This is a genomic window from Ignavibacterium sp. (genome assembly GCA_032027145.1).
Classification (GTDB): Bacteria; Bacteroidota; Ignavibacteria; order Ignavibacteriales; family Ignavibacteriaceae; genus IGN3.
On sequence record JAVSMP010000001.1, the window covers coordinates 399,025 to 422,502 of the forward strand.

Annotated in this window: 23 protein-coding genes and 1 tRNA gene; 15 read left to right on the forward strand and 9 right to left on the reverse strand. The window is 33.7% G+C overall.

The annotated features are described in order from the left end of the window. The first annotated feature begins 12 nt into the window (after positions 1 to 12). The 6 genes from ROY99_01525 (at position 13) to ROY99_01550 (ending at position 6,070) form a co-directional block, all read left to right on the forward strand. A complete protein-coding gene (locus ROY99_01525) occupies positions 13 to 282 on the forward strand; it encodes a hypothetical protein (GenBank protein MDT3695039.1) in 270 nt (89 codons plus the stop codon). 166 nt (positions 283 to 448) lie between these two features. Continuing rightward, positions 449 to 521: transfer RNA gene (locus ROY99_01530), tRNA-Met, on the forward strand. Positions 522 to 686: 165 nt separating this feature from the next. After that, complete coding sequence (locus ROY99_01535; GenBank protein MDT3695040.1) at positions 687 to 887, forward strand: hypothetical protein; 201 nt, start codon at positions 687 to 689, stop codon at positions 885 to 887. Between the two features lie 317 nt (positions 888 to 1,204). After that, positions 1,205 to 3,283 carry an FG-GAP-like repeat-containing protein gene (locus ROY99_01540; GenBank protein ID MDT3695041.1) on the forward strand — a complete coding sequence of 693 codons (2,079 nt, stop codon included), beginning with the start codon at positions 1,205 to 1,207 and terminating at the stop codon, positions 3,281 to 3,283. Between the two features lie 224 nt (positions 3,284 to 3,507). Beyond that, positions 3,508 to 5,514, forward strand: coding sequence for a T9SS type A sorting domain-containing protein (locus ROY99_01545; GenBank protein ID MDT3695042.1), 2,007 nt, complete (start codon positions 3,508 to 3,510; stop codon positions 5,512 to 5,514). A 346-nt stretch (positions 5,515 to 5,860) separates the two neighbouring features. After that, positions 5,861 to 6,070, forward strand: coding sequence for a helix-turn-helix domain-containing protein (locus tag ROY99_01550; GenBank protein MDT3695043.1), 210 nt, complete (start codon positions 5,861 to 5,863; stop codon positions 6,068 to 6,070). On the opposite strand, the gene ROY99_01555 is transcribed toward ROY99_01550, so the two are convergent. Next, positions 6,071 to 6,460 (reverse strand): hypothetical protein, encoded by a 390-nt coding sequence (locus tag ROY99_01555; GenBank protein ID MDT3695044.1) that lies wholly within the window; start codon positions 6,458 to 6,460, stop codon positions 6,071 to 6,073. A gap of 157 nt (positions 6,461 to 6,617) precedes the next feature. On the opposite strand from ROY99_01555, the gene ROY99_01560 reads away from it, so the two are divergent. Next, entirely contained in the window at positions 6,618 to 8,093 is a 1,476-nt protein-coding gene (locus ROY99_01560) for a DUF2779 domain-containing protein (protein MDT3695045.1), read from the forward strand. Between the two features lie 6 nt (positions 8,094 to 8,099). Here the strand turns inward: ROY99_01560 and ROY99_01565 are convergent, their stop codons facing one another. Further along, entirely contained in the window at positions 8,100 to 8,957 is an 858-nt protein-coding gene (locus ROY99_01565) for a prolyl oligopeptidase family serine peptidase (GenBank protein ID MDT3695046.1), read from the reverse strand. Beyond that, positions 8,954 to 9,607 carry a glycosyltransferase family A protein gene (locus ROY99_01570; protein ID MDT3695047.1) on the reverse strand — a complete coding sequence of 218 codons (654 nt, stop codon included), beginning with the start codon at positions 9,605 to 9,607 and terminating at the stop codon, positions 8,954 to 8,956. Before ROY99_01570 ends, ROY99_01565 begins: the two co-directional genes overlap by 4 nt. A gap of 134 nt (positions 9,608 to 9,741) precedes the next feature. Here ROY99_01570 and ROY99_01575 point away from each other — a divergent pair, with 134 nt between their 5' ends. Then, positions 9,742 to 10,308: a DUF192 domain-containing protein gene (locus ROY99_01575; GenBank protein MDT3695048.1), complete on the forward strand. Its 567-nt coding sequence runs from the start codon at positions 9,742 to 9,744 to the stop codon at positions 10,306 to 10,308. Positions 10,309 to 10,352: 44 nt separating this feature from the next. On the opposite strand, the gene ROY99_01580 is transcribed toward ROY99_01575, so the two are convergent. After that, positions 10,353 to 10,937 carry a D-sedoheptulose 7-phosphate isomerase gene (locus tag ROY99_01580; protein ID MDT3695049.1) on the reverse strand — a complete coding sequence of 195 codons (585 nt, stop codon included), beginning with the start codon at positions 10,935 to 10,937 and terminating at the stop codon, positions 10,353 to 10,355. 107 nt (positions 10,938 to 11,044) lie between these two features. Then, a complete protein-coding gene (locus tag ROY99_01585; protein MDT3695050.1) occupies positions 11,045 to 11,803 on the reverse strand; it encodes a geranylgeranylglyceryl/heptaprenylglyceryl phosphate synthase in 759 nt (252 codons plus the stop codon). Between the two features lie 274 nt (positions 11,804 to 12,077). Between ROY99_01585 and ROY99_01590 the strand changes: the two genes are divergently transcribed. From ROY99_01590 to ROY99_01610, 5 genes are read left to right on the forward strand one after another with little or no spacing between them, the layout of a single operon-like run. After that, entirely contained in the window at positions 12,078 to 12,890 is an 813-nt protein-coding gene (locus ROY99_01590; protein MDT3695051.1) for a DUF3108 domain-containing protein, read from the forward strand. Between the two features lie 31 nt (positions 12,891 to 12,921). Next, positions 12,922 to 13,860 carry a phosphatase PAP2 family protein gene (locus ROY99_01595; protein ID MDT3695052.1) on the forward strand — a complete coding sequence of 313 codons (939 nt, stop codon included), beginning with the start codon at positions 12,922 to 12,924 and terminating at the stop codon, positions 13,858 to 13,860. 12 nt (positions 13,861 to 13,872) lie between these two features. Then, positions 13,873 to 14,877 (forward strand): NAD-dependent epimerase/dehydratase family protein, encoded by a 1,005-nt coding sequence (locus ROY99_01600; GenBank protein MDT3695053.1) that lies wholly within the window; start codon positions 13,873 to 13,875, stop codon positions 14,875 to 14,877. A 2-nt stretch (positions 14,878 to 14,879) separates the two neighbouring features. Then, complete coding sequence (locus ROY99_01605; protein ID MDT3695054.1) at positions 14,880 to 15,614, forward strand: CPBP family intramembrane glutamic endopeptidase; 735 nt, start codon at positions 14,880 to 14,882, stop codon at positions 15,612 to 15,614. Then, positions 15,611 to 16,591, forward strand: coding sequence for an NAD(P)-dependent oxidoreductase (locus ROY99_01610; protein ID MDT3695055.1), 981 nt, complete (start codon positions 15,611 to 15,613; stop codon positions 16,589 to 16,591). The genes ROY99_01605 and ROY99_01610 overlap by 4 nt, the downstream gene beginning before the upstream one ends. Before the next feature lie 459 nt (positions 16,592 to 17,050). Here the strand turns inward: ROY99_01610 and ROY99_01615 are convergent, their stop codons facing one another. The 3 genes from ROY99_01615 to ROY99_01625 form a co-directional block, all read right to left on the reverse strand. Beyond that, positions 17,051 to 17,578, reverse strand: a complete 528-nt coding sequence (locus ROY99_01615) for an NUDIX hydrolase (protein ID MDT3695056.1) — start codon at positions 17,576 to 17,578, stop codon at positions 17,051 to 17,053. Between the two features lie 99 nt (positions 17,579 to 17,677). Beyond that, a complete protein-coding gene (locus ROY99_01620; protein MDT3695057.1) occupies positions 17,678 to 18,094 on the reverse strand; it encodes a YkvA family protein in 417 nt (138 codons plus the stop codon). Positions 18,095 to 18,096: 2 nt separating this feature from the next. Next, positions 18,097 to 20,127 carry a S9 family peptidase gene (locus ROY99_01625; protein ID MDT3695058.1) on the reverse strand — a complete coding sequence of 677 codons (2,031 nt, stop codon included), beginning with the start codon at positions 20,125 to 20,127 and terminating at the stop codon, positions 18,097 to 18,099. A gap of 136 nt (positions 20,128 to 20,263) precedes the next feature. On the opposite strand from ROY99_01625, the gene ROY99_01630 reads away from it, so the two are divergent. Continuing rightward, positions 20,264 to 20,977: a methyltransferase domain-containing protein gene (locus tag ROY99_01630; protein MDT3695059.1), complete on the forward strand. Its 714-nt coding sequence runs from the start codon at positions 20,264 to 20,266 to the stop codon at positions 20,975 to 20,977. Between the two features lie 139 nt (positions 20,978 to 21,116). Next, positions 21,117 to 22,568 (forward strand): 23S rRNA (uracil(1939)-C(5))-methyltransferase RlmD, encoded by a 1,452-nt coding sequence (gene rlmD, locus ROY99_01635; GenBank protein MDT3695060.1) that lies wholly within the window; start codon positions 21,117 to 21,119, stop codon positions 22,566 to 22,568. 72 nt (positions 22,569 to 22,640) lie between these two features. On the opposite strand, the gene rsmI is transcribed toward rlmD, so the two are convergent. After that, on the reverse strand, positions 22,641 to 23,315 hold the full coding sequence (rsmI, locus tag ROY99_01640) for a 16S rRNA (cytidine(1402)-2'-O)-methyltransferase (protein ID MDT3695061.1): 675 nt from the start codon (positions 23,313 to 23,315) through the stop codon (positions 22,641 to 22,643). Positions 23,316 to 23,478 lie beyond the last annotated feature (163 nt).

Genomic DNA, 23,478 nt, shown 5'->3' on the forward strand with positions numbered 1-23,478 from the left:
TTTGAGGAAGTTATGACTGAATTGGATATAAAATGCCAGCACGCCTGTAAAAACACCTGTGCAACTTTAAATGAAGCATTGCGCAGAGAAACTGCAATGGTAAGATATTATGAAAGCACTTTGGACGAATGCAACATCCCGGAAGTAAACTCATTTATATCTGGATTAGTTGAAGATAAACGAAAAGTTATCCTGAGTCTTATCCAGAAACTGAATGAAATACACGTTCGTTCGCAGACATTAGATGGAATTGCGTCAAGCTTTAATAATATTGACGGTTAGGTTAAGTAACTTGCATACGCTGGCTTGATTAACTATATTTGTGCATCAAATTTTGAAACTGAGTAAGTTCTAAATACTTAAAGAAATAATGAACGCGGGGCGGAGTCCCAATAAATCGGGAGTAACTCATATCGGACTCATAACCGCTAAATAAAAAATATTACATCGCGGGGTGGAGCAATTGGTAGCTCGTCGGGCTCATAACCCGAAGGTTGTAGGTTCAAGTCCTGCCCCCGCTACTAGATAAGGTTGAAAATGAAATGTTTTCAACCTTTTTTGTTTTAAAGACTAGACTCACTTTAGTCAGAAATTTCCAGATTTCTGACTAATCTATCAGAAATTTAGTCAGAAATTTTCTCTACTCTGATCAAGCTCTGAATGAATGACTTTTGAAAGGAATTACAATGCAAAAGTTGTTCATCTCAAAACACAAAAATAGTTACTACTACATTTACTATAATGATGATAATGATAAACAAAAGAGCATAACAACTACAATCAAAACAGAAGCATTAAAAGAAAAACAAAAACAATCAGAGCAGGAGCTGGAAAATCTTTTTCAGAGCTTAATGCAGAAAGCGTTTAAAGGGGAGTTGGTAATTTGAACTCATCCTAAATCCTTCTCTTAAAAAGAGAAGGACTTGAAGAAGTTATCATAAAATATTTTCTGCCGATAGAAATATTAATGTTAAGTTCTATGATGACAATAAGCCTCTCTCTTAGCAAGAGAGAGGTTGGAGTGAGTTCGAACCATCTACAAACTTTGGTAAGGATAAATTTGACAGATTAAAAAAATTCTAATTTGAAAAAATCGTATATCTTAATCCTGTTGATAGTTACTCATTAGTTTCTTCCCGTACTTTCATTTCATTTTATTTAAGTTTATCATACGTTAACAATTTTAACTTATTAGGGTGATGAAATGAAAAACAAATTATCACTGGTTCTTTTCCTACTCTATCCATTTATTTTACTATCGCAAGAAGATATAAAAACTTTCAAAGACATTTCACCTGACGGAAAAACAACTTCAACTTATACACACAACGGAAAGTTTTTATCCGGTAAGGTAATTACTTTAAATGACGATATTCCTTACGGTACTACTCCGGATTGGAGTTCTACTCTGGAAAGACAAATCGGAGGAATTGCCTGGGGTGATTATGATAATGATGGTGATCTCGATTTAGCAACCGGCTGTTATTTTAGTCAGTCTTATCCGCCAATTCCTGATTATGAAGTGCTGATTTATAGAAATGATAACGGAGTTTTAACAACAACACCTGTCTGGATTTCAACAGATATGAGATCAACTACTGATCTGAAGTTTGCTGACATTAATGCTGATAACAAACCTGAATTGATTGCTGCTAATGGCGATCAGTCATTTGCTTCGTCTGTAATTTATTTTAACGGTGAAAGCGGATTAAGTAATTCACCCGGATGGATTTCGCAGGATAATAACTGGACAGTTGGTGAAGCATTGTGTGATATTGATGATGACGGCGATCTTGATCTTGCTTTCGGTAATCAGGGAAACACCAGTAACCCGACAAAACCTATCTGCATTTTTTACAACAATGGCAGTACATTTCCAACTACACCAAACTGGCTTTCTGCTGATGCAATGATTACAAATTCCGTTGCATTCGGAGATCTTGATAATCAACAGTTAAAATATAAATTCCTCGAATACTACGGCGATGGAACAAGATCTGTTTTTGCGCTTCCTTTGTTTCCCGTTTATTCTATTGATACTGTTTTGATAGATGATCAGCCCTATAATGCTTATTGCTACGATCCGGTAAGCGGATGGATTTCTTTAGGTACCAAACCGCAGGCTGGTATAACTATTAAAATTTCCTATCGTTACATCGCAAAAGGAGACCTTGCCGCATCAAAATGGGTAAACTATGAAAGCGGTGTTTATTTTAATAACAATGGTGTGATTAATACTTTACCGGGATGGACTGTTGGTAATACTCAAAGTCAGAAAGGTATTGTTTGGGCAGACTTTGACAAAGATGGTTATCAGGATCTTGCAATTTCTGGAAGCGGTACTCAGGCTGTTATTTATAAAAACCAGAACGGTGTTTTAACCGGTCCAATCTGGACGTCTAATTCTCCAACTACTTCTGCACAGGAATTAATAACTGGTGATATTGATGGAGATGGTTATCCGGAACTTGCCGTTGTTCATTTCGGCGGCGGAAGAGTTGAAATATTTAAAAACAGAAACGGTGTGTTAGATGTTAATCCAACTTGGGTTTATGTTGCCGGCTCATCTGCTACTGCAATTGCATTTGGAGATCTTAATGGCGATGGCGCCCTTGATTTAGCTGTTGGAACAGCAAGAGCTCCCGTTGTTGTATTTCTGAATCAGAATCCTATACCGGTTGAAATGATTTCTTTTACTGCTTCAGTAAATGAAAAAAATGTGCAGCTAAATTGGATTACTGCAACAGAAATAAATAATCAGGGATTTGATATTGAAAGACGAATAATGCAAAGTGATAAAAGTAATGAGTGGATAAAGATTGGTTTTGTTCCCGGATTTGGTTCATCAACGGAAAAACATTTTTATTCTTTTAATGATGAAAATCTTTTGAAGGGAAAATATCAGTACAGAATCAAGCAGATTGATTTTAATGGCAGCTTTAAATATTCTGAGACAATTCAAGTTGAAATCATTTCACCTCTTGATTTTTTGTTAGAGCAAAACTATCCCAATCCTTTCAATCCTTCTACAAAAATCCGCTATCATATTTCAAGCAGTTTGCATATTACGCTTAAGGTATATGATATCCTTGGAAATGAAATTGCTACACTTGTTGATAATTTCAGAAATGCAGGAAGTTACGAGGTTGAATTCATTGCTAATTCTGATGATGGTCTTAAACTATCAAGCGGTGTTTATTTTTATCAGCTGCGGGCTACCGGTACTGAAACAAGCTCGGGCAAAGGTTTTGTTGAAACAAAGAAAATGATATTGATAGAATAGTCTTTTGAATTTCTTATTTGCAAATCCACTATCAAAAACATTGATGGTGGATTTTTTTTATAGTTACTAACTAAAAATTAAACCATTTCAAAAAAATTTTTTCTCTTTTCAGATTTCTGACAATCATAATATAGTATAGCATACTATATCCATTCAGAAATTCGAGCCTCATAAATCTTTTTTGTATCTTTGTATATACATTAAAAAAAATTTCGGAGTACATTGTGAAAAAATTTCTTCTTCTTGTTGTTTTCTTTATATCATCAAATCTTTTTGCTCAAAACTGGCTTTATGTAGATTCTGTTTTTAATGTATCAGGTGTAAGTGTTAGTAATTTTTCTGCTCCTTTTTTTGCAGATCTTAACAATGATGGATACCTGGATATTATTTTAGGCAGTATTGATGATAAGGCTGAGTTTTTTTGGAGCAATCCACACACTTTTCCAACAACATTTACAAAGGATAATTCTGTGCTGGAAAATATTTATGCAGGCGGAATTGCCGGAACAAATGCTGATTATCCGGTCTTATTTGATTTAGATGGAGATGGGGATCTTGATCTCGTTATTGGCGGTTATAATGGACTTTTATATTATGAAAATACAGGCACTATTTACGCTCCGCAGTTTGAAGCTGGAGATACCATATTTGCAGGTGTTAATTTGCTGATTGGAACCGATCCTAAACCAGCATTTGTTGATATTGATGATGATGGTGATCTTGATTTGTTTGTCGGAATTGGCGAATCAATTTTAGGCGGTCCTGAAGCCGGAATAACTATGGGTTTCAGAAATACCGGAACCGCTACAAATCCGGTGTTTACTTTGGATAACTCTCTTGTTACCGGGATTGGTGATATTGGACTAAACTCCTATCCAACTTTTGCAGATATTGATGGCGATGGGGATTATGACCTTCTTTTGGGAAGAGACCTTCAAACTTTAGTTTATTTTAGAAACACCGGAACAAAACAAAGTCATGTTTGGACTATAAACGCAACTTTATTTGGCGGAGTAGAATCAAACACTTATTGGAAACAGCCCGCTCTTGCTGATATAGATAATGATGGTGACTTTGATTTGGTTTATGGTACTGATAATGGAATATTATACACTTATCTCAATACAGGAACTGCAGCCGCACCTGCGTTTCAGTACTATCCCGATAATTTGAAAGTCATTAAGATTAATGCAAGCGGAGGTACAGCATCCTTGGCAGATTTTGACGGGGATGGTGATAATGATCTTATTAGTGGTAACTGGGATGGCAAATTCTTTTACTTCAGAAATGAAGGAACACCGGAACTTCCTGTTTTTAAACAAGTTACTGCACCATTTTCAAATATAGACGTAGGCTCTTACAGCACTCCTGTTTTTGTTGATATTGATAATGATGGAGATTATGATATCGTATCTGGTGCGATGGATGGAAAAGTTTATCTTTATATAAACAATAACGGTACCTTTACACAAAACACTACTATGTTTGGTACAATTGATATTGGATGGCAAAGTATCCCGTCGTTTGCAGATCTTAATGGCGATGGTCATCTTGATCTTCTTGTCGGTGCTGAAACTGGCAGTCAAACAAAATTTTACTTAAATGACGGCAATAATGTATTTACTGAAAACACAACTATGTTTACTGGGGTTACTTTCCCAAATTACGGCAGACCAACTCTTGCAGATATTGATAATGACGGCGATTTTGATTTAATAATTGGTGATAACTGGGGCACTATCAGATATTATAGAAACAATGGAACAGTAACCAGCCCTGAGTGGGTCAGAGAAGATTCATTATTTACAGGTATTGAGGTTCAACAAGGAACACATCCTGCATTTGCAGACCTTGATGGCGATTTCAGAAAAGATATGGTCATCGGCGAGTATAACGGAAACTTCCATTTTTATAAAAATCTGTTTTCACCTCTTACCGATGTTGAAGATCTGTATTCAGAATTACCATTTAGTTTTATCTTAAACCAAAATTTTCCAAATCCGTTTAATCCTGTTACAACAATAAGGTTCCAGATTACTGAGAGTGATTACACAACATTAAAGGTTTATGACATTCTTGGAAAAGAGATTGCAACACTTGTAAATGAATATAAAACTGCCGGCACTTATCAGGTTTACTTTGATGCAAAACAGCTTTCAAGCGGTACGTATTTTTATACATTACAAAACGGAAGTCAATCAATAACAAAACAGATGATGCTGATTAAATAATTTTCTAAACAGCTTATTTATTTCTTTGAGCCGTTAATATGACTATTAACGGCTTTTTTTAATTCTTACTTTTGTTTATTCACAAGCAACTAACATATATAACAAGCCTTCCACGATTATATAATTATTATGCCGCTTACTTCCCTATTTAATACCTAAACAATTCGGGTAAGTTTTGTGCATTAATAGCGGAAGATTGTTTTATAGTTTCCAAAATTCAACTTCATCAATCTTATAAGCAGAATTTCTGAATTTGTGTTTCCAATTTTATTAGTTTTGATTGAAACTCTGATTTTAACTGTTTAAATTAAGGTTGTAAGAAGTATTCAGTAATCGTAAAAACATTATGAAAGAGTTCTTCAGCGTTCAGGAAGTAGCAAAACTTCTGGACTTGAGTCATTCGGGAGTTTTGTATCATATAAAAAGCAAGAAGTTAAAATCCTTTCAGGTTGGAAAGATTTATATTATTAAAAGAGAGGATTTTGCTGACTTTTTAAAAGATCAAAAAAAAGAAAAGAAAACTAAAAAGAAACCCGAAGAGCCGCAGTTGTTTTAACTAATGCTTCGAATAATCAATCAACTTCTGTCTGTAGATTTCTAACTCTGTTTTGTCTGTTCCTGCAAGTTCTTTTATGCAATAACAATAAGCACCTAATACCGGTATAATAAGATTCTCATCATCCAAATAAAATTTATCCAGCTTTCTAATAACTGCGTCAAGATCAATCCGAGCAGATAATGGTGATTTTGAGAGGTTAACTATATCTTCATCACAATTGAATAAAGCAGGTGATTTACCTCTAGATAATCTCCGAAGTTTCTGATTATCAAGAATCGAAGCGAGATAATTCTGTTTGTAATCTACAAGCTTTTTTATCGGCTGCGAAAGAGACGTCCATGCATATCCGTTATCATAGCCCTTAGTTAGATGAATTTCTTGCGCCAAATTCAATGATTGAAAGCAATACAACAGGACAGGTATTAAAAACAGGAGTCTCATCTTTATAAAATTAAATAATCTCTTTTAAATAAATAAACTATCAAATACTTATGGTTTAAAATATTAAATTATTATCTGACAATTATTATTGCTTGGAATTATAATGAGTTCACATCTTCTCAGTAAATCTTCTTTTATACGCGGCGTTCAATGCGAAAAACATTTATATCTTTACAAATACCATTACAGCAAAATGGATCCGGTTTCTGAAATGCAGAATGCAGTATTTAACCGCGGGACAGATGTTGGGAAGCTGGCACAACAGCTTTTCCCTGATGGAATTGATGCTTCACCAAAAACTATAGTTGAATATCACAAAGCAATAGCACAAACTAAAGAGCTGATACAGAATAAACAAAAAGTAATCTATGAAGCTTCATTTAATTTTAGCAACGTCTTATCCATAGCTGATATAGTTATTAATGAAGGAGATTCTCTCGAAATATTTGAAGTTAAAAGTTCCGTTTCAATTTCAGAAACTTATCTGCAGGATGCGGCTCTGCAATACTGGGTAATTTCCAACAGCGGTTATAGCATAAAAGATTTTTCCATTGTTTATATAAATAATAAATATGTAAGGAATGGAGAGCTTGACTTAAATGTGCTTTTTAAGACTGAATCAGTTTTAAATACAATTTTATCAATGCAGGATTGGGTGGAAGAAAAAGTTAATCGCTTTAAGGAAGTATTGAGAGAAACATCAATCCCTGATATAGATATTGGAGAGCATTGTCATATACCCTATATCTGTTCATTCTTTCACTATTGCAGAAAGCATATTCCAGATAATTCAGTGTTCGATCTTTCCGGTTTGCATCTGGATAAAAAATATGATTTATACAGAAACGGAATAATAAAGCTTGAAGATATTCCCGACGATGTAAAACTACCCAAATCAGCCCAGCTACAGCTTGATGTTTATAAGAGCAAAAAAAGTATAATTGATATTGATGCTATTAAGGATTTCCTATCCGGACTTAACTATCCAATTTACTTTATGGATTTTGAAACATTTCAGCCTGCCGTTCCGATGTTTGATAATTCAAAACCGTATATGCAAATACCTTTTCAGTATTCTGTTCATTATAAGAAAAGTAAAAAAAGCAAACCTGAGCATTTTGATTTTTTAGCTGAGGCATCAACTGATCCGAGAATTAAATTCATTACTAATCTCTTAAAAGTAACCAAAGGCAAAGGAGATATAATTACTTATAATAAAACATTTGAGATTACCCGGTTAAAAGAAATCGCAGAAACTTTCCCTGAGTTTAATGATGAGATTCAAGATAGAATCAGCCGCATAAAAGATTTAATGCTGCCTTTCCAAAAAAAATATTATTATTCAAACGATATGAAAGGCTCGTATTCAATTAAATATGTTCTGCCCGCGCTAATACCGGAATTAAGCTATGAGAATTTACAAATTAATGAGGGCGGACTTGCATCAATTAAATTTGAAAGTTTATTCAAAGAAACTGATTTAATGAAGATTGCTGATATCCGGACAAATCTTCTTGAATATTGTAAACTGGATACTTTTGCTATGGTCAAGTTGTTAGAAAAGTTAGAGTCATTTTAAATTTAATTACTCAAACTTTAAATACTTCTCAAACCAGTTTCTCTTCATATCATCAACTTCTTTTCTGTGGGATTTTAAAAAGTGATCTCCATCCTCAAGCATAACCAAACGATAAGGAATTTTAAGCTCCAACAACTTATAAGAGAGGTCTATTGAATCATTTGGAGTAACCTGCTCATCGTTATTACCGTGAATAATCAGCAATGGAGTGGTTTGCGGAAGTTTCTCCGGAAAATTAATTATTGATCTTTTCTCACAACTGCTTTTAAAATCATTTTCCTTAAATTGTTTTGAAGTCTGCTCATACAGCCTTTTCTTAAATTTACTTTCTTCGCCACTGCACCTTAGATTTGCAATTCCTCCGATGACAACAGCAGCTTTGAAAATATTTGTTCTTGTTAAAGTAAGATAAGTCATCATTCCGCCGCGGCTCCAGCCTTCAATTCCCCAAATCTTAGTATCAGCTTGTGGAATTTCATCAGCAATAGATACCAGATTAAGGACATCATTCAAATCATCACCGCCAAAATCATCATGCCCCTCTCCGCCGTCATTACCTCGGTATTGAGAAGAAAAAACACAAAAGCCCCAGCTTGCTATTTGTCCAAACATACCGCGTGCAGTAAATTTATCAATCGCTCCGGAATTGCCAATTCCCCCGCGGCACCAGATAATACAAGGATATTTTTTTAAGTTATCTTTTGGATAAGCAATGTAGCCTTTTACTTTTAATCCGTCTGACCAATAAGTGATTTTTTCGACTACAGTTTTTGTAAGGACGTCTTTACCCCAGCCGCTCTCAATCATTAATTCCTGCTGAGCAGTTGGTGAAATTATTTTTCTTTCAAGAATTCTACTTTTCATTTTTTCTTAATTGTATTTGTTATACTGTCGGGTGTTTCCCTGTGATATATATATGTCGGAAAACTAACTTTTTCAACTTTAAATATTTTATTAACTCTTTCAAGAAATTCTGAATCCTCACTATAGCGTATATCTTTGAATCCGTTTAGTTCAATAAAAACTTTTCTTTTACCAAAAAAGGTTGCGCCGATTGTGCATTGAGAAAGATGGATAAGTTTTGTTGTGTCATTTTTATCTGGGACAAATTCATTCCCAATTACTTTAACACCGCCTCGTAATAAATCAATCTGAGGATTTTCAATTAAATAATTTACTCTTTTCAAAATATGATCAACATGGTATTCGTCATCACTGTCCAGAAAAGTAATATACTCTCCTTTAGAATTTTTGATACCGTTGTTTCGTGCTGCCGGAAGAAATTGATGCTGCTGATATATAACTTTTATTTGTGAATTGTTGGTTTTATAATTTTCTAACAGTTTGGCTGATTTATCTTCGCTTCCATCGTCAACTGCTATCAATTCCCAGTTTTTATAACTTTGATTCAGCACAGAATCAACAGCTCTTGGGATATAATCTTCTCTGTTATAAACCGCCATAATAATCGAAACCAGAGGGAAAGTTATGTTTTGATCCGATAAAGCGTTCATTTTTTATGCAGTTTATTTATCTGTATGAATTAAACCATTCTAACTTAAACAAAATATATTATGATTAAATATATCTTCATAAAAATAATATTGATTCATTATATTTGCCCTGCACAAATATCAGGAAAATGATAATGGCTAAAAAGCAAAGCAAGCGTCAGATACAAAAATCATCCGATATAAAATTAAAATTACCAATACAAAAAATTATTATCGCGGTTATTGTTCTTGCAGTTATAGGTTATTTTATAATTAATAACTTTGTTAACAAAGAGCCCAAAATGGAATATTATACTTTTACAAAGGAAGGTGAACTTATATTTACTGATTCTCTCGGTACATTAAAGGCAAAAATAGATTTGGAGATAGCCGATAATGATTATGAGAGACAACTTGGTTTAATGAACAGAAAAGAGATGTCTGAAAATCAGGGAATGCTTTTTATTTTTCCTAAAGAAGCTTATCAATCTTTCTGGATGCGGAATACTTTTATATCGCTTGATATGATATTTGTTAATGAACAGAAAAAGATTGTAACAATTCACAGAGACACAAAAATTCTTACAGAGCAAAGCTATCCGGCATCCGAGCTTTCAAAGTATGTTGTTGAAGTAGTAGCGGGTTTTTGTGCTAAACACAATATACAAATTGGTGATAAGATCAATTGGATGGGCACGCGTCTATCAAACAATAATAAATAAGATTGAATAAAGATTTTTCAATTCTGGATTGTGCTGTTTAAAAATTAGCTGCCATAAAGCCTATCTTCTACAAGCTCGCAGATAATATGCGCAACAGTGATGTGTCCTTCTTGTATTCTTTGAACATTTGATGATGGAATAATTATCGGTAAATCAACAAGTGATTTTAATTCTCCACCGTTACCGCCTAAAAACCCTATTACTTTCATCCCCTTAGAATGAGCCTTTTCAACTGCTTTAATAATGTTTTTGGAATTTCCGCTTGTAGATATCGCAAGTAAAACATCGCCGAGTGAACCAAGCCCTTCAACATTTCTGGCAAACACATTCTCGAAACCGATATCATTTCCGCCTGCAGTAAGGTTTGATGAATCAGTTGTTAGCGCAATCGCTGGTAAAGCCGGACGTTTAATGGTGTGATTTAACCTTATCATAAATTCGGTTGCAATATGCTGACAATCTGCAGCACTTCCTCCGTTACCGCACAATAAAAGTTTGTTGCCGTCTTTATATGATAAGACAAGTATATCAACAGCTTGTAAGATTTTTTCAATCAGCTGATCTCTTATCTTTAATTTTGTCTCTGAACTTTCGTTGAGAGAATCAATAATAAATTTCTGTGGTTCCATTTTTTAAACCCATTAAATATGATTGTCATTGCGAGGAGGGCTTGCCTGACGAAGCAATCTGCAGATTCCTTCGTTCCAATAAATTGGAACTCGGAATGACATTTGTATTAAACTAAAATACTTTGCTTAATATGTACAGCAGTAGCAAAATCCTTAATCAGGTTCCAGTTTCTTTCATCTTCAAAATAATTTCCTGTTACAATAACCGAAGCACCGTTTTCAACTTTTTCTCGTGCAGTTTGCGGAGTTCTGATTCCGCCGCCAACGATAATCGGAATGCTGCACTGTTCATTTACAGCTTTAATCATTTCATTTGGAACTGAATTATCAGCACCGCTGCCGGCTTCAAGATAAATTAATTTCATTCCGAGATATTCAGATGCAAGTGCAGTTGCCGAAGCAATCTCGGGTTTATTTCTTGGAACTGGTAAACTCCCGCTCATATATACTGCTGTTGTGGTTGAACCTGATTCAACTAATATATAGGCGGTGGATATTGGTTCAACTCCTGCTTTTTTTATTGATGGTGCTGCGAGAACATGCTTACCTATTAAATGTTCAGGATTTCTTCCGCTTACAACCGAGAGAAATAAAATTGCATCGGCAAATGATGAAACCTGTGTAATACTGCCGGGAAAAATAATAACAGGTAAGTTAGTGTTGATCTTTACTTTTTCAAGGAAAGATTCAAAATCACCATTAATCATCAAACTGCCACCTACTAAAAAGCCATCAACTCCGGATTTTAGACAATGTTTTAAGAAATCACTTAATTTATTTTCTGAAAGCTTATCAGGATCAAGGAGAATTAAATAGGCAGCTCCTTTTTCCTTTATTGTATTTAGCAGGTGATCGTAAATCTTCATAATTATTGAATTAATGTTGATTTAATATAGGAATTTAGGCTTTTAGATAAAAGATAGAGTTGTTAAAGATTCACATTATTGTGAATATAATAAATCCCAACAACTGTTTTAGCATCTTTGATTTTAACAGAGATATTCCTCTTTACAATTTCTTCCACGGTCAATTAAAGGCAAATGTTAATTGTTTTACTTTCTTTTGACAATTAAATGACAACTAAACAATCAAGATTCAATAAGCTTACAGTAGTTCAAATCAGAAATTATAAAAACAATTATGAAAACAATTATAAAAATATTATTGATTGTAGCCGGTTTTAACTCTTTTGAGCTTATTTCACAAACATCACCAGTAAATAATGGAATTTTTTACCCTAGTGAAACTCTTGTTTATAAGGTAAAGTGGACATTTCTCAGAATCGGAACAATCACAATCAAAACAATACCTTACGAAGGTAATGCTGATTGTATTAAAGTCAGTATGCTTGTGGAATCAAATCCTTCAATTCCATTTGTAGATATTAGAGAATACAATGAGAGCGTTATAGATCGTGAGTCATTAATGTCCAACTCATTTTATGGTTTTTATAGAAACGGCAGTGATGAAGTAAAATACACAACTGAATACGATAAAGAATCCAAGACATCTGTCTCGAAAGTTTTTGATGTAACTAACCATCGCCTGATTGATTCAGTTAAGATAAATAAATGTCCCCGCTATTTAGATGGTCCATCATTATTCTTTTTTACCAGAGCTAATTCAAAACAGATTAAGGTTATGAATGTTCCTACAATAATTGAAAGCAAAATAGAAAACACAAAATTAATTTTTACCGGTAACAAAGAAGAAATTGAAATTGATGCTCTTGATTATCCTGTGATGTCCAATCAGTATTTTGGATTTGCTGATTGGGAAGGTGGAACTTCGCAAAACTTATCCGGTGAATTTATGGGGTGGATAAGTAACGATGAAGCCGCAATCCCGCTTTATGCCGAAGTTAAAGTGCTTCTTGGCAGCTTAAAGATTGAATTGGAAAGCTGGAACAGAGGTAACTGGCACAAACAATTAAGTGCAGATGGTACAAGATAATTTCTACTAATAATTAAAAGAAAGATGTGTTATGAATACTCAATTATTAAACAGAAACAATGTTTATTCAAACATTAATTTTCTGATCATATCTTTAATAGTTTTTTATTTGGGATTAGGAATTTTATTTAATTCTTCAATCTCTAATTTCAACTCAGTTTTCATAGAGTTATTCATTCTCTTAATAGGTGTTTTTATTGCCTTTAAAACAATTGCCTGGATAAAGGGAAAGGCTTTGCAAGCAGCTTTACAAACATTCTTTGTTTTACTGTTCTTCGCTTACTTTTTTGGATTATCATCCAACTTTCAACTGGTCTTTCATCACAACTGGCTTGATGCAAACCTTATTGCTTTTGATAAAATGGTTTTTGGAAATGAAATGTCATTAATACTAGAAAATATCATTTCACCCTATTTAACAGAAACAATGATGTTTGCTTATGTATCATACCTTCCATTGCTGATAATTACAGCCGCTGTTGCTTATAAAAGCGGAAAAGAAAAAGGAGCTGCAGAATACCTTTCGGTAATTTCTCTTTGTTATGTATTTTGTTATTTAGGCTTCATCTTGTTCCCGGTTGCAAGCCAAACTTATTTTATGCCAGAAAAATATTCTGTTCCGCTTTCTGGTGGTATGTTTACGTACACTTCTGAATTAGTCAGAAATAATTTTCATTTCCCCGGAGGAAGTCTCCCAAGCCCACACTGTACGGCTGCTACGGTTATTCTTTGGGCTTGCTATAAGTACAATAAAAATGTTTTTTTTATCATTCTCTTCCCTGTAATCCTTTTATATATCTCAACTGTTTATGGAAGATTTCACTATGCGCTTGATTCATTAAGTGGAATAATAACCGGCTTTCTATCAATAAAAACATATCCGCTTGTTATCAGGATCATAAACATTATAAAGAATTTCTTTAATAATATTCTTCATCCGGTATCTGCACAAAATTCATTAAGTGAATAATGGTTAATAATTATGAATGCTAAGATGAAATGTATGGTAACCGGCGGATCAGGATTAATAGGTAACAAGCTAATCGAAAAATTATGCAGTGAAGGTTATACAATTCATGCATTATGCAGAAGCACATCAGATACCAGCAGCTTGACTCATCCAAATATTAAAATTTTTATAGGAGATATTCTTGACAAAACAAGTATTGAAAAAGCAATGTTTGGATGTGAAGCAGTATATCATCTGGCAGCGTACGCCCGTAGTTGGGCTAAAGATCCGAATATTTATTATGAATATAACACCCAAAGCTTGATAAATATTTTAGATATATCATTGAAGTACAATCTTAACCGCGTGCTGTTTACTTCTTCAAGCATAGTATTGGGTAACTCAAATGGTAAACCTAATGATGAAACAAACTTAAGATCTATCCCTCCTTTAACTGTCTATGAAGATTCAAAATTAAAAGCTGAAAAAGTTATTGAACAATATTTAAACCTTGGGATGGATATAATTAGTGTGTATCCGACAAGACCATTTGGACCCGGGTTATTGGTCGAAAGTAATGCATTATGCGTTTTAATTGATCTTTACTTAAAAGGTAAATGGAGAGTAATACTGGGAGATGGTAATGCAATTGGCAATTATGTTTTTTTAGATGATGTTGCAAGCGGAATGATAAACGCTATGAAGCTTGGTAAAAAGGGAGAAAGATACATTCTTGGAGGAGATAATCTATCACTAAATAAATTCTTTTCTTTAGTAACTGAAATTTCAAACAAAAAATATCGAATGTTTCATGTTCCTGAAAAAGCTGCTTTGCTTATCAGCAAAATAGAAGAATACCGGGCAAGAGTTTCAAATCATTATCCTTTGATTACACCAGGGTGGGTAAAAACTTTTTGTTTAGACTGGAGCTTCTCATCGGACAAGGCAATTAAAGAAATTGACTATAAAATTACACCATTTGAAGATGCTCTTAACAAAACTGTTATGTGGTTAGTATCAAAAGAAATGAGACATTAGTTATGAATACATTAAACACTCTGAATTTAAAGCGCGTCATCTCAAATGATGAATTAAAACCAATAGTTGTTTTAATTGTTTCAGTTTTTATTCTGGCGATTCATAAATGTTTCGGAACAGTTCAATTCATAACAAAAAGTTTTCCGGATATATCAGAATACAATTCGGTTATAAGCATGTTTGTATTAACTTTTATACTTCTGGCTATCATTCCTTTACTCTTGATTAGATTCCTTTTTAAAGAATCTTTAAGAGAGTATGGACTGAATATCGGTGATTGGAAAAAAGGGATTAAATCAATAGCTGTCTTTTATCCTTTAATTGCTGCATTTGTTTTGTACCCATCTATTTACGATGAAGAATTGTTGAACTTTTATCCTCAATCAAAAGAAATAGCTGGTTCAACATCTGTGTTCATAAAATTTGAAGCCATCAGAATTTTACTTTTTTATTCAGGCTGGGAAATTTTCTTCAGAGGGTTTATGCTGTTCGGTTTACGAAAGTACGTTGGTGATTCAATAGCAATCTGCATACAGATTATCCCCTCTTGTCTTTGGCATATTGGGATGTCAAACGGAGAAATTTTTGCTTCAATTTTTGGAGGAGTATTATTTGGATTTATGTCTTTAAGAACAAAGTCTGTCATATATCCATTTATACTTCACTCTTTAATCGGTCTTACTCTTGATTTATTTATTGTTCTTAGTGTGATACAACAGGAAGGAGTTCTGAAATGAAAGCACTTGTAACCGGTGGAACTGGATTTATCGGAAGCCACTTGATTGAAAAATTATGCTCAAGTAATATTTCTGTTAAATGTATTTCGAAGGATTATCTTAATTCGGATCAATTAATGCATTTAGATATTGAATTGATTATAGGTGATATTGAAAATGGCTCATTGTCAGAAAATATTCTGGATGGCATTGATATAATATTTCATGTCGCAGGTGTTACTCATGCTAAATCAAAAAATGATTATTATTCCGGCAACTATCTTGCAACAAAAAAACTAATTGAATTTTGCGCAAACAGTAATCATAACATAAAAAGATTTATTTATATAAGTAGTTTAACGGCAGTCGGACCATCATTAACTGGAACTGAAGTCAATGAGAACACTCCATACCACCCTATTTCTGATTACGGAATCAGTAAAATGATGGCTGAATATGAAATTCTTAAATACCGTAACAAAATTCCAATAACTATAGTGCGACCATCGGCTGTTTACGGTCCGAGAGAAAGAGGCTTTTACAAGTATATGAAATCAATAAATCATGGAATCCAACTCCAGATAGGTTTAAACAAAAAATATCTGAACCTGATTTATGTTGATGATCTTGTTGACGGTATTACATTAGCTGCTCTAAAAAATCAGGCAGAGGATGAAATTTATTTCCTTGGGTCTGACACTTCCTATCCCAATGAAACAATTGGTAATACAATTGCTGAGATTTTAAATAAAAAGCCATTGAATATTCATCTTCCTCATTGTATTGTTTTTGGGATTTGCAGTACTACTGAGCTGATTGGCAATTTATTTAATAAGCATGTTTTACTTAACCGGCAGAAAGCAAGAGAGTTGACTCAGAATAGCTGGGCGTGCTCAATCGAAAAGGCAAAAAAACATTTGGGTTTTAATCCTAATACTTCACTGCATGAGGGATTTTTTCAAACATATTGCTGGTATAAAAAAATGGGATGGCTATAAACAAAATTGAAAAATAAATTAGATGTCGCATTGAGCAAAATCGAAATATAGTATCAGGCTTCAACTACGCTCAGACTGACAAATGGGTGTCACGTTGAGCGAAGTCGAAACGTGACTTTAAGATGAGAATAATTAGTATCAGGCTTTGTCTCCGCTCAGACTGACAAATGGGTGTCACGTTGAGCGAAGTCGAAACGTGACTTTAAGATGAGAATAATTAGTATCAGTCTTCGTCTCCGCTCAGCCTGACAAATGGGTGTCGCATTGAGCGAAGTCGAAATGCGACTTAACATTTAATAGAGTTTACAGAAAGCTGTTGTTAAATAGATTCAGGACTTAGTGTTTGTTACAGAATAAAAATTAAATGCTCCTTAATTATCATCCTTCGCTTTTAACAGATCTAACTCTAATCAGGAGAATAAAAAGAGATACTTGTTTAAGGTCTTAATGGTTATTTAGTTATTTGATGTTGGTAATGTAGTAAATCCCCGCGATTGTCTTAGCGTCGTTAATTTCACCAGAGCCAATCATTTTAACAATTTCATCCAGAGTCAATTCTAATATCTCCATTCCTTGTTCACCTTCTTCACGATGAGTATTACCAGGGATTAATCCTTTTGCAGAATAGATAGTAAGAATTTCTGTACAGAAACCCGGAGTAGTAAAAATCTGTCCGAGTTTTTTAATCTCACTTGCTTTATATCCGGTTTCTTCTTCCAGTTCTCTTACTGCACAGTTTAATGGATCCTCGCCTTTATTTAATTTACCTGCAGGAAGTTCAATCAGGACTTTTTGCAATGGATAACGAAACTGTTTGACAAAAACAATTTTACCATCATCCTTAATTGGAACAACTACTGCTCCGCCGGGATGAACAGCAATTTCTCTTACACTCTTATTCCCGCTGCTATATTCAATTTCATCAACCTGATGATCGAATACTTTTCCTTTATATAAAATATCTGATTTGATTAATTTGAAGTTCATAGATTTTCATTTTATCATTGCGAGGAATGGAATAACGAAGCAATCTGTTGTGTAATAGATTGCTCCACCCGACTTAGTCGGGACCGCAATGACTAATTATTAACTCCTGTATTTAGCATCATAATATGGAACAAGCTCGCTGCCCAAAAATTTTATTAGCGCAGCAATAACACCAAGGTCATCAAGATAACCAACTAAGGGGGCAATATCAGGAATTGTATCGATTGGCGATATAAAATAAATCAATCCCATAACAACAATAGCTTTACGATGCCAGCTTACAAATGGGTCTCTCATATAACTATAGAGAGCCATTATATCTTTTGCAAAAGATATTTTTTTACCGACACGTTGTACTTTACTCCATAAGTTTTCTTCAACATAAGCCGTTCTGTCTTTATAATCCTCTTCAACTTCACGTTCGGTTTTACCACCGGTTCTGAATGCCCCAAGATCACCAAGGTTTTCGAAGATCTCATCATCGGGCGCAACTATTTCATAATCTCTTTCTTTCATTACTACTCCTGTTTTTGATGCGATTTAAACCAATCAAACACTGTATTCCACCACAACTTTGCATTTTGAGGTTTGCTTACAAAATGTGTTTCATCCGGGAAATATAAAAATTTACTTTCAACTCCCAATCTTTGTAAAGTTGTAAATAACTGAAAAGCCTGTTCCTCCGATAACCGGAAATCATAAGCGCTGTGTACAATCAGCATTGGTGTTTTAAAATTTTCTGCATAACGATGCGGTGACCATTTTTCATAAGCTTCACGGTTTTCCCATGGGGTGCCGCCAAGTTCCCATTCAGGAAACCAAAGTTCTTCTGTTGTTCCCCACATACTTTCAAGATTAAAAGTTCCATTATGACAGAACAAAGCACTGAATCTATCAGTATGTCCTTCAATCCAGTTTATCATATATCCGCCGTATGAAGCACCGGAAGCAAAAGTATTTTTGGGATCGATAAAAGAAAAATTATTAATTGCGTAATCATAGCTGTTCATTAAATCCGTATAAACTTTACCGCCCCAATCCTTAGAAATTTCATCTGTAAATTTTTGTCCGTAACCAGTTGAGCCGCGCGGATTAGGTGCAACAACAACATAACCAGCACCAGCAAACATTTGCAGATTCCAGCGATAATGGAAATTATCTTCCCATGCTCCTTGTGGTCCACCATGGATTAAAAACATCATTGGATATTTTTTATTTGGATCAAAGAAAGGCGGTTTAACTAAAATTGATTGAACTTTATCTCCATTTGCTCCTTCACACCAAAATGTTTCTACAGGATTCATTTCAAGTCTTGATAAAACTTCTTCATTAGTAAATGTAATTCGCTTCAATGTATTTTTTCCATCAGTGCTAATTGAAAAAATCTCAGTTGGCAAATCGGTTTTTTGTTTTAAAAAATAAATTGTTTTTCCATCTTTAGAAAGCTGAATGCTTGTGTTAAAATTTTCCTTGTGCAGCATTTCGGTTTTATTGGAGTTGACATCAATTTTATAAATTGAATTATAAATCTGATATGGAGAAATAAAATAAATTGTTTTCGAATCTGGTGACCAAACGAATTCTGAAACTGAATTTTGAAAATCTCCAGTAAGATTTTTTATCTCACCTGTTTTACGGTTAAACAAAACCAAATCGAGTTTATCAGCTTCAAATCCCGCACGCTTCATTGATGTCCAGGCAATCCACTTGCCATCTGGTGAATACACTGGCTGGCAATCTACACCCTTACTTGTTGAAATTATTTTTGGCGCAGATGGTGGAGTTAAACTTGCAAGATAAATTTCGATGTTTGTACTTGTTGCCTTAGTAAATTCAGGATTTAACGAATAAGCAACTTCATTTCCATCAGGCGAAAAATTAAAATCGTTTGATGAGCCTAATGCTGGGGGAGGAACATCTTCTTTATTGCTTTCAGTTAAGTCTTTAAATTCGCCGGTTGCAACATCAAGTAAAAACAAATGGCTGCGTTTATGTCCGCGCCAATCATTCCAGTGACGATACATTAACTCCGTAAAAATTTCTGCTTTAACTTTACTTTCTTCATAAGCTTTATCTTTTTGTTCATTGCAATCCTGAGTTGTACATTCGGGATAAACTGAAGAAACAAATAACATTTTCTTTCCATCTGATGACCATTCAAAATCAGAAGCACCCGTGTAAATGTTTGTTAATTGTTTTTCATTAGATCCATCAAGATTACATTGCCAGATTTGTCCGCCGCGTGTAAATGCAATTGTTTTTCCGTCGGGAGAAAATTTTGGTTCACCTTCATTTTTATCAGAATTTTTCAAAGCCCGTAAATTTTTTCCATCAGCATCAACTAAATAAATATCTGTATTACCTTTGTTTGATTCAAAAGAGTAAGAGGTTAAAGTGTATGCGATTGTTTTTCCATCAGGTGAAATATTATAATTGCCAATTCGTTTCATTGCCCAAAGATCATCAACGGTAATTGCTCTTTTTGTTTGAGTAAAAGTTGATACTGACAGTAAGATTAAGAGTGAGATTAAAAACTTAGATTTTAACATTGATTCTCCGATGTGTACAAATTGTTTTATCAAAAATAAGATTGTTGTAAGATAAAGGCAAAACAAAGAATGATACCAAAGAATTAATTCAATCTTAAATCGTTTATAATTAACTTTGTTACAAACTTTTTACAAAATGAAACAAGAAAATCAACAAATACTCTTACCCGGCGGATTCAAGCAATTCAGGATTTTAAAATCTAAGTATGATATTTCAGCAAAAGATGTTTTAATTATCGGGTCTAACAGCGAAAAGATTGCAGAAAAAATGATTGAGAACGAAGCGAAATCTGTGAAGATAATTGTAAATGATTATGATTCGCTTATGAACTCAAGATTAAATCTTGACAAAGATTCTAATGTTGTTGTTAAGATGATGGATTTTGTTAATACAGATTTCAGGAATGAAGAGTTTGATCTTGTTTATGCACAAGCCTCAATATCACTTACCAACAGAAATAAAATTGTTAAAGAAATAAAAAGGATTCTTAAACCTGACGGAACTCTTTGTGTAAGTGAGATTACAGCTTTTGCACAAGAATATCCCACATTTGTTAAAAACATTTTTGATGCTTCAGATATTTTACCGTTAATAAATGATGAATGTACCAAGTACTACAAGGAAAGAAAGTTTTCTGTTTTGTACGATGAAGATCTTTCATCATCATTAACAAGTTTTTATGAAAATGCTGCTACAGCTCTTAATGAAAGTTCCAATCATTTAACAGATAAAGAAAAGAGTTATTTCAAAAAAATATTAAATAAGATCAGTCACGAATCAAATGCATACCTAAAGCTTGGAGCTGATAAGTATATCGGATTTAAGATGATGATATTGAAGAAAACCTAGTATGTCATTACGAGGATGTCATAGCCAGACGAAGCAATCTATTGTACTCTTAAAAATTCATTTAAGAAAACTTATAATTATTTAGCAGATTGCTTCACCGGCTATAGCCCGACTTGCAATGACAATCAAAGAAAGAAAAATGAACATAAAAAAAGGCGAAATAGTAGAACTTCAAATTGAAAAGTATGCGTTTGAAGGAAAAGGAATTGCAAAAGTTTCTAAAAATGATTTGCTTGGTTTGAGCGAAGAAAACGGTAATGAAAAAAATTATGTTGTTTTTGTGCAGGGTTCATATCCCGGTGATAAAGTAAAAGCAAGATTATTAAAAATAAAAAATTCATATGCCGAGGCATTAACAATTGAAGTTATTGAAGCATCAAAAGAAAGGATTAATGCAAGATGCAAATACTTTGGAACTTGCGGCGGATGCAAACAACAAGATCTTAACTATGAAACCCAAACATTTTACAAGCAAGAGCAAGTAAAAGAAATTTTTAATAAACTTGGCGGGTTTTCCAACTTTGAAATTGAGTCAATCATTCCATCAAAAAATGTTTTTCATTACAGAAACAAAATGGAGTTTTCATTCAGTGATAAACGCTGGTTAACTCGAACTGAAATTGCAGATGAAAAAACTCTTGATAAAGATTTTGCTCTTGGTTTACATATTCCAAGAATTTTTGATAAAGTACTAGATATAGATGAATGCTTTCTTCAATCAGAAAACGGAAACAAAATTTTAAATTTTACCCGTGATTTTTTTAAGAACATAAACTCTTCAATCTATTCCACAAAAACTCATACTGGCTTTTTGCGCAATCTCGTTATTAAGCAGTCATTCCATACAAATGACTTGATGGTTAATCTTGTTACATCTGAAGAGAACCATAAATTGTTAGATGAATATTCTAATGAAATACGAAGAGAGATACCTGAAATTACAACTATCATCAACAATGTAAATAAAAAATTTGCTGCTGTTGCTGTTGGTGATTATGAAAAAGTGATTTATGGTTCGGGTTTTATCTGCGATGCAATCGGAAAATATAAATTCAGAATAAGTGCAAATTCATTTTTCCAGACAAATACTTTGCAGGCAGAAAAATTATATCAAACTGCTATGGAGTACGCAGAGTTAACCGGGAATGAAATTATATATGACCTTTATTCGGGCGCAGGAACAATTGCTATTTATGTTTCTGATAAAGCGAAACAAGTTTATACATTTGAATCTGTAGAATCGGCAATTGCAGATGCACACGTTAATGCTGAGTTAAACAAAACACAAAATGTAAAATTCTTTTCAGCAGATCTTTTTAAATCTTTTCTTCCGATTGTTAATAAAAATAAATTAGCTAAGCCCGATGTAATAATCATCGATCCGCCGCGGAGTGGAATGCATCCCACAACAGTCAATGATGTTATTGCTTTATCTCCTGAAAAAATTGTTTATGTAAGCTGCAACCCTGCAACACAGGTCCGGGATATTAAGTTAATGGTTGAGGCTGGCTATAAACTCATTAAGATAAGACCGGTTGATATGTTTCCACATACCTATCATATTGAAAATATAGCACTATTAAGGAAATAGAACACGGATTGAACTGATTAGACTGATTTAAACTGATCTGTATTAAGCTGTTTGCTCAGCTTAATCAGTGTGCTATTGGTTTTTAATTATTAATACAAACTCACCCTTTAATTTTTCTCTTTCAATAACATTCAAGATTTTACCTGTATTGCCACGATAAAATTTTTCTTTTTCTTTAGTCAACTCAAATGCAAGCACACAAGGAACATTTGCACCAATAAGTTTTACAATATCTTCCATTAAAGATTTTAATCTGTACGGAGTATCAAGCAGAACAATTGTTTCTTTTCTTTTTCTCAGATCCAACAACTGCTTTCTCCTTATATCTTTTTTTGGAGAAAGCCAGCCGTAGTAGTAGAATTTTTCAAAATCAAATCCGCTGCCAACTAAGGCTGTTAATAAAGAACTCGCACCCGGAACTGGAACAACATCAATCCTGTTTTGTAATGCGAGGGCAACGAGTAAATGTCCAGGATCAGAATATAGTGGAGTGCCGCAATCAGAAATCAATGCTGCTGATTTTCCCTCTAGTAATTTCAAAATTAAATCATTAGCAGCTTCATTTTCATTATGCTCATTAAGTGAAAACAGCTCTTTCTGAATTTTATAATGAGCTAATAATCTTCGTGCTTCTTTAAACTCCTCACAAATAACAAAATCACATTCTTTCAGAATCCGCAAAGCACGCAAAGTTATATCTTCATAATTACCAATTGGAGTTGATACGATGTAAAGTTTTGATTTCATAATTTAATTATTTAAGTCACACTTCAATTTTACTAAGAGTGACGGTCTAAAAATATTTTCGATTTGGATGAATCCCCGATTAAGAAATCTTACACCTTATAATAAATCAGATTTTCCCCTTCCGTCGAAGAGGCAGTTATAATAAAACACTTAACAAATTGTT

What these genes read in the sequence shown, in the direction of transcription:
- ROY99_01525 (MDT3695039.1), top strand. Translation starts at nt 13, where the DNA reads ATGACTGAATTGGATATAAAATGCCAGCACGCCTGTAAAAACACCTGT.
- ROY99_01535 (MDT3695040.1), top strand. Translation starts at nt 687, where the DNA reads ATGCAAAAGTTGTTCATCTCAAAACACAAAAATAGTTACTACTACATT.
- ROY99_01540 (MDT3695041.1), top strand. Translation starts at nt 1,205, where the DNA reads ATGAAAAACAAATTATCACTGGTTCTTTTCCTACTCTATCCATTTATT.
- ROY99_01550 (MDT3695043.1), top strand. Translation starts at nt 5,861, where the DNA reads ATGAAAGAGTTCTTCAGCGTTCAGGAAGTAGCAAAACTTCTGGACTTG.
- ROY99_01560 (MDT3695045.1), top strand. Translation starts at nt 6,618, where the DNA reads ATGAGTTCACATCTTCTCAGTAAATCTTCTTTTATACGCGGCGTTCAA.
- ROY99_01565 (MDT3695046.1), bottom strand. Translation starts at nt 8,957, where the DNA reads ATGAAAAGTAGAATTCTTGAAAGAAAAATAATTTCACCAACTGCTCAG.
- ROY99_01570 (MDT3695047.1), bottom strand. Translation starts at nt 9,607, where the DNA reads ATGAACGCTTTATCGGATCAAAACATAACTTTCCCTCTGGTTTCGATT.
- ROY99_01575 (MDT3695048.1), top strand. Translation starts at nt 9,742, where the DNA reads ATGGCTAAAAAGCAAAGCAAGCGTCAGATACAAAAATCATCCGATATA.
- ROY99_01580 (MDT3695049.1), bottom strand. Translation starts at nt 10,937, where the DNA reads ATGGAACCACAGAAATTTATTATTGATTCTCTCAACGAAAGTTCAGAG.
- ROY99_01585 (MDT3695050.1), bottom strand. Translation starts at nt 11,803, where the DNA reads ATGAAGATTTACGATCACCTGCTAAATACAATAAAGGAAAAAGGAGCT.
- ROY99_01590 (MDT3695051.1), top strand. Translation starts at nt 12,078, where the DNA reads ATGAAAACAATTATAAAAATATTATTGATTGTAGCCGGTTTTAACTCT.
- ROY99_01595 (MDT3695052.1), top strand. Translation starts at nt 12,922, where the DNA reads ATGAATACTCAATTATTAAACAGAAACAATGTTTATTCAAACATTAAT.
- ROY99_01600 (MDT3695053.1), top strand. Translation starts at nt 13,873, where the DNA reads ATGAATGCTAAGATGAAATGTATGGTAACCGGCGGATCAGGATTAATA.
- ROY99_01605 (MDT3695054.1), top strand. Translation starts at nt 14,880, where the DNA reads ATGAATACATTAAACACTCTGAATTTAAAGCGCGTCATCTCAAATGAT.
- ROY99_01610 (MDT3695055.1), top strand. Translation starts at nt 15,611, where the DNA reads ATGAAAGCACTTGTAACCGGTGGAACTGGATTTATCGGAAGCCACTTG.
- ROY99_01615 (MDT3695056.1), bottom strand. Translation starts at nt 17,578, where the DNA reads ATGAACTTCAAATTAATCAAATCAGATATTTTATATAAAGGAAAAGTA.
- ROY99_01620 (MDT3695057.1), bottom strand. Translation starts at nt 18,094, where the DNA reads ATGAAAGAAAGAGATTATGAAATAGTTGCGCCCGATGATGAGATCTTC.
- ROY99_01625 (MDT3695058.1), bottom strand. Translation starts at nt 20,127, where the DNA reads ATGTTAAAATCTAAGTTTTTAATCTCACTCTTAATCTTACTGTCAGTA.
- ROY99_01630 (MDT3695059.1), top strand. Translation starts at nt 20,264, where the DNA reads ATGAAACAAGAAAATCAACAAATACTCTTACCCGGCGGATTCAAGCAA.
- rlmD (MDT3695060.1), top strand. Translation starts at nt 21,117, where the DNA reads ATGAACATAAAAAAAGGCGAAATAGTAGAACTTCAAATTGAAAAGTAT.
- rsmI (MDT3695061.1), bottom strand. Translation starts at nt 23,315, where the DNA reads ATGAAATCAAAACTTTACATCGTATCAACTCCAATTGGTAATTATGAA.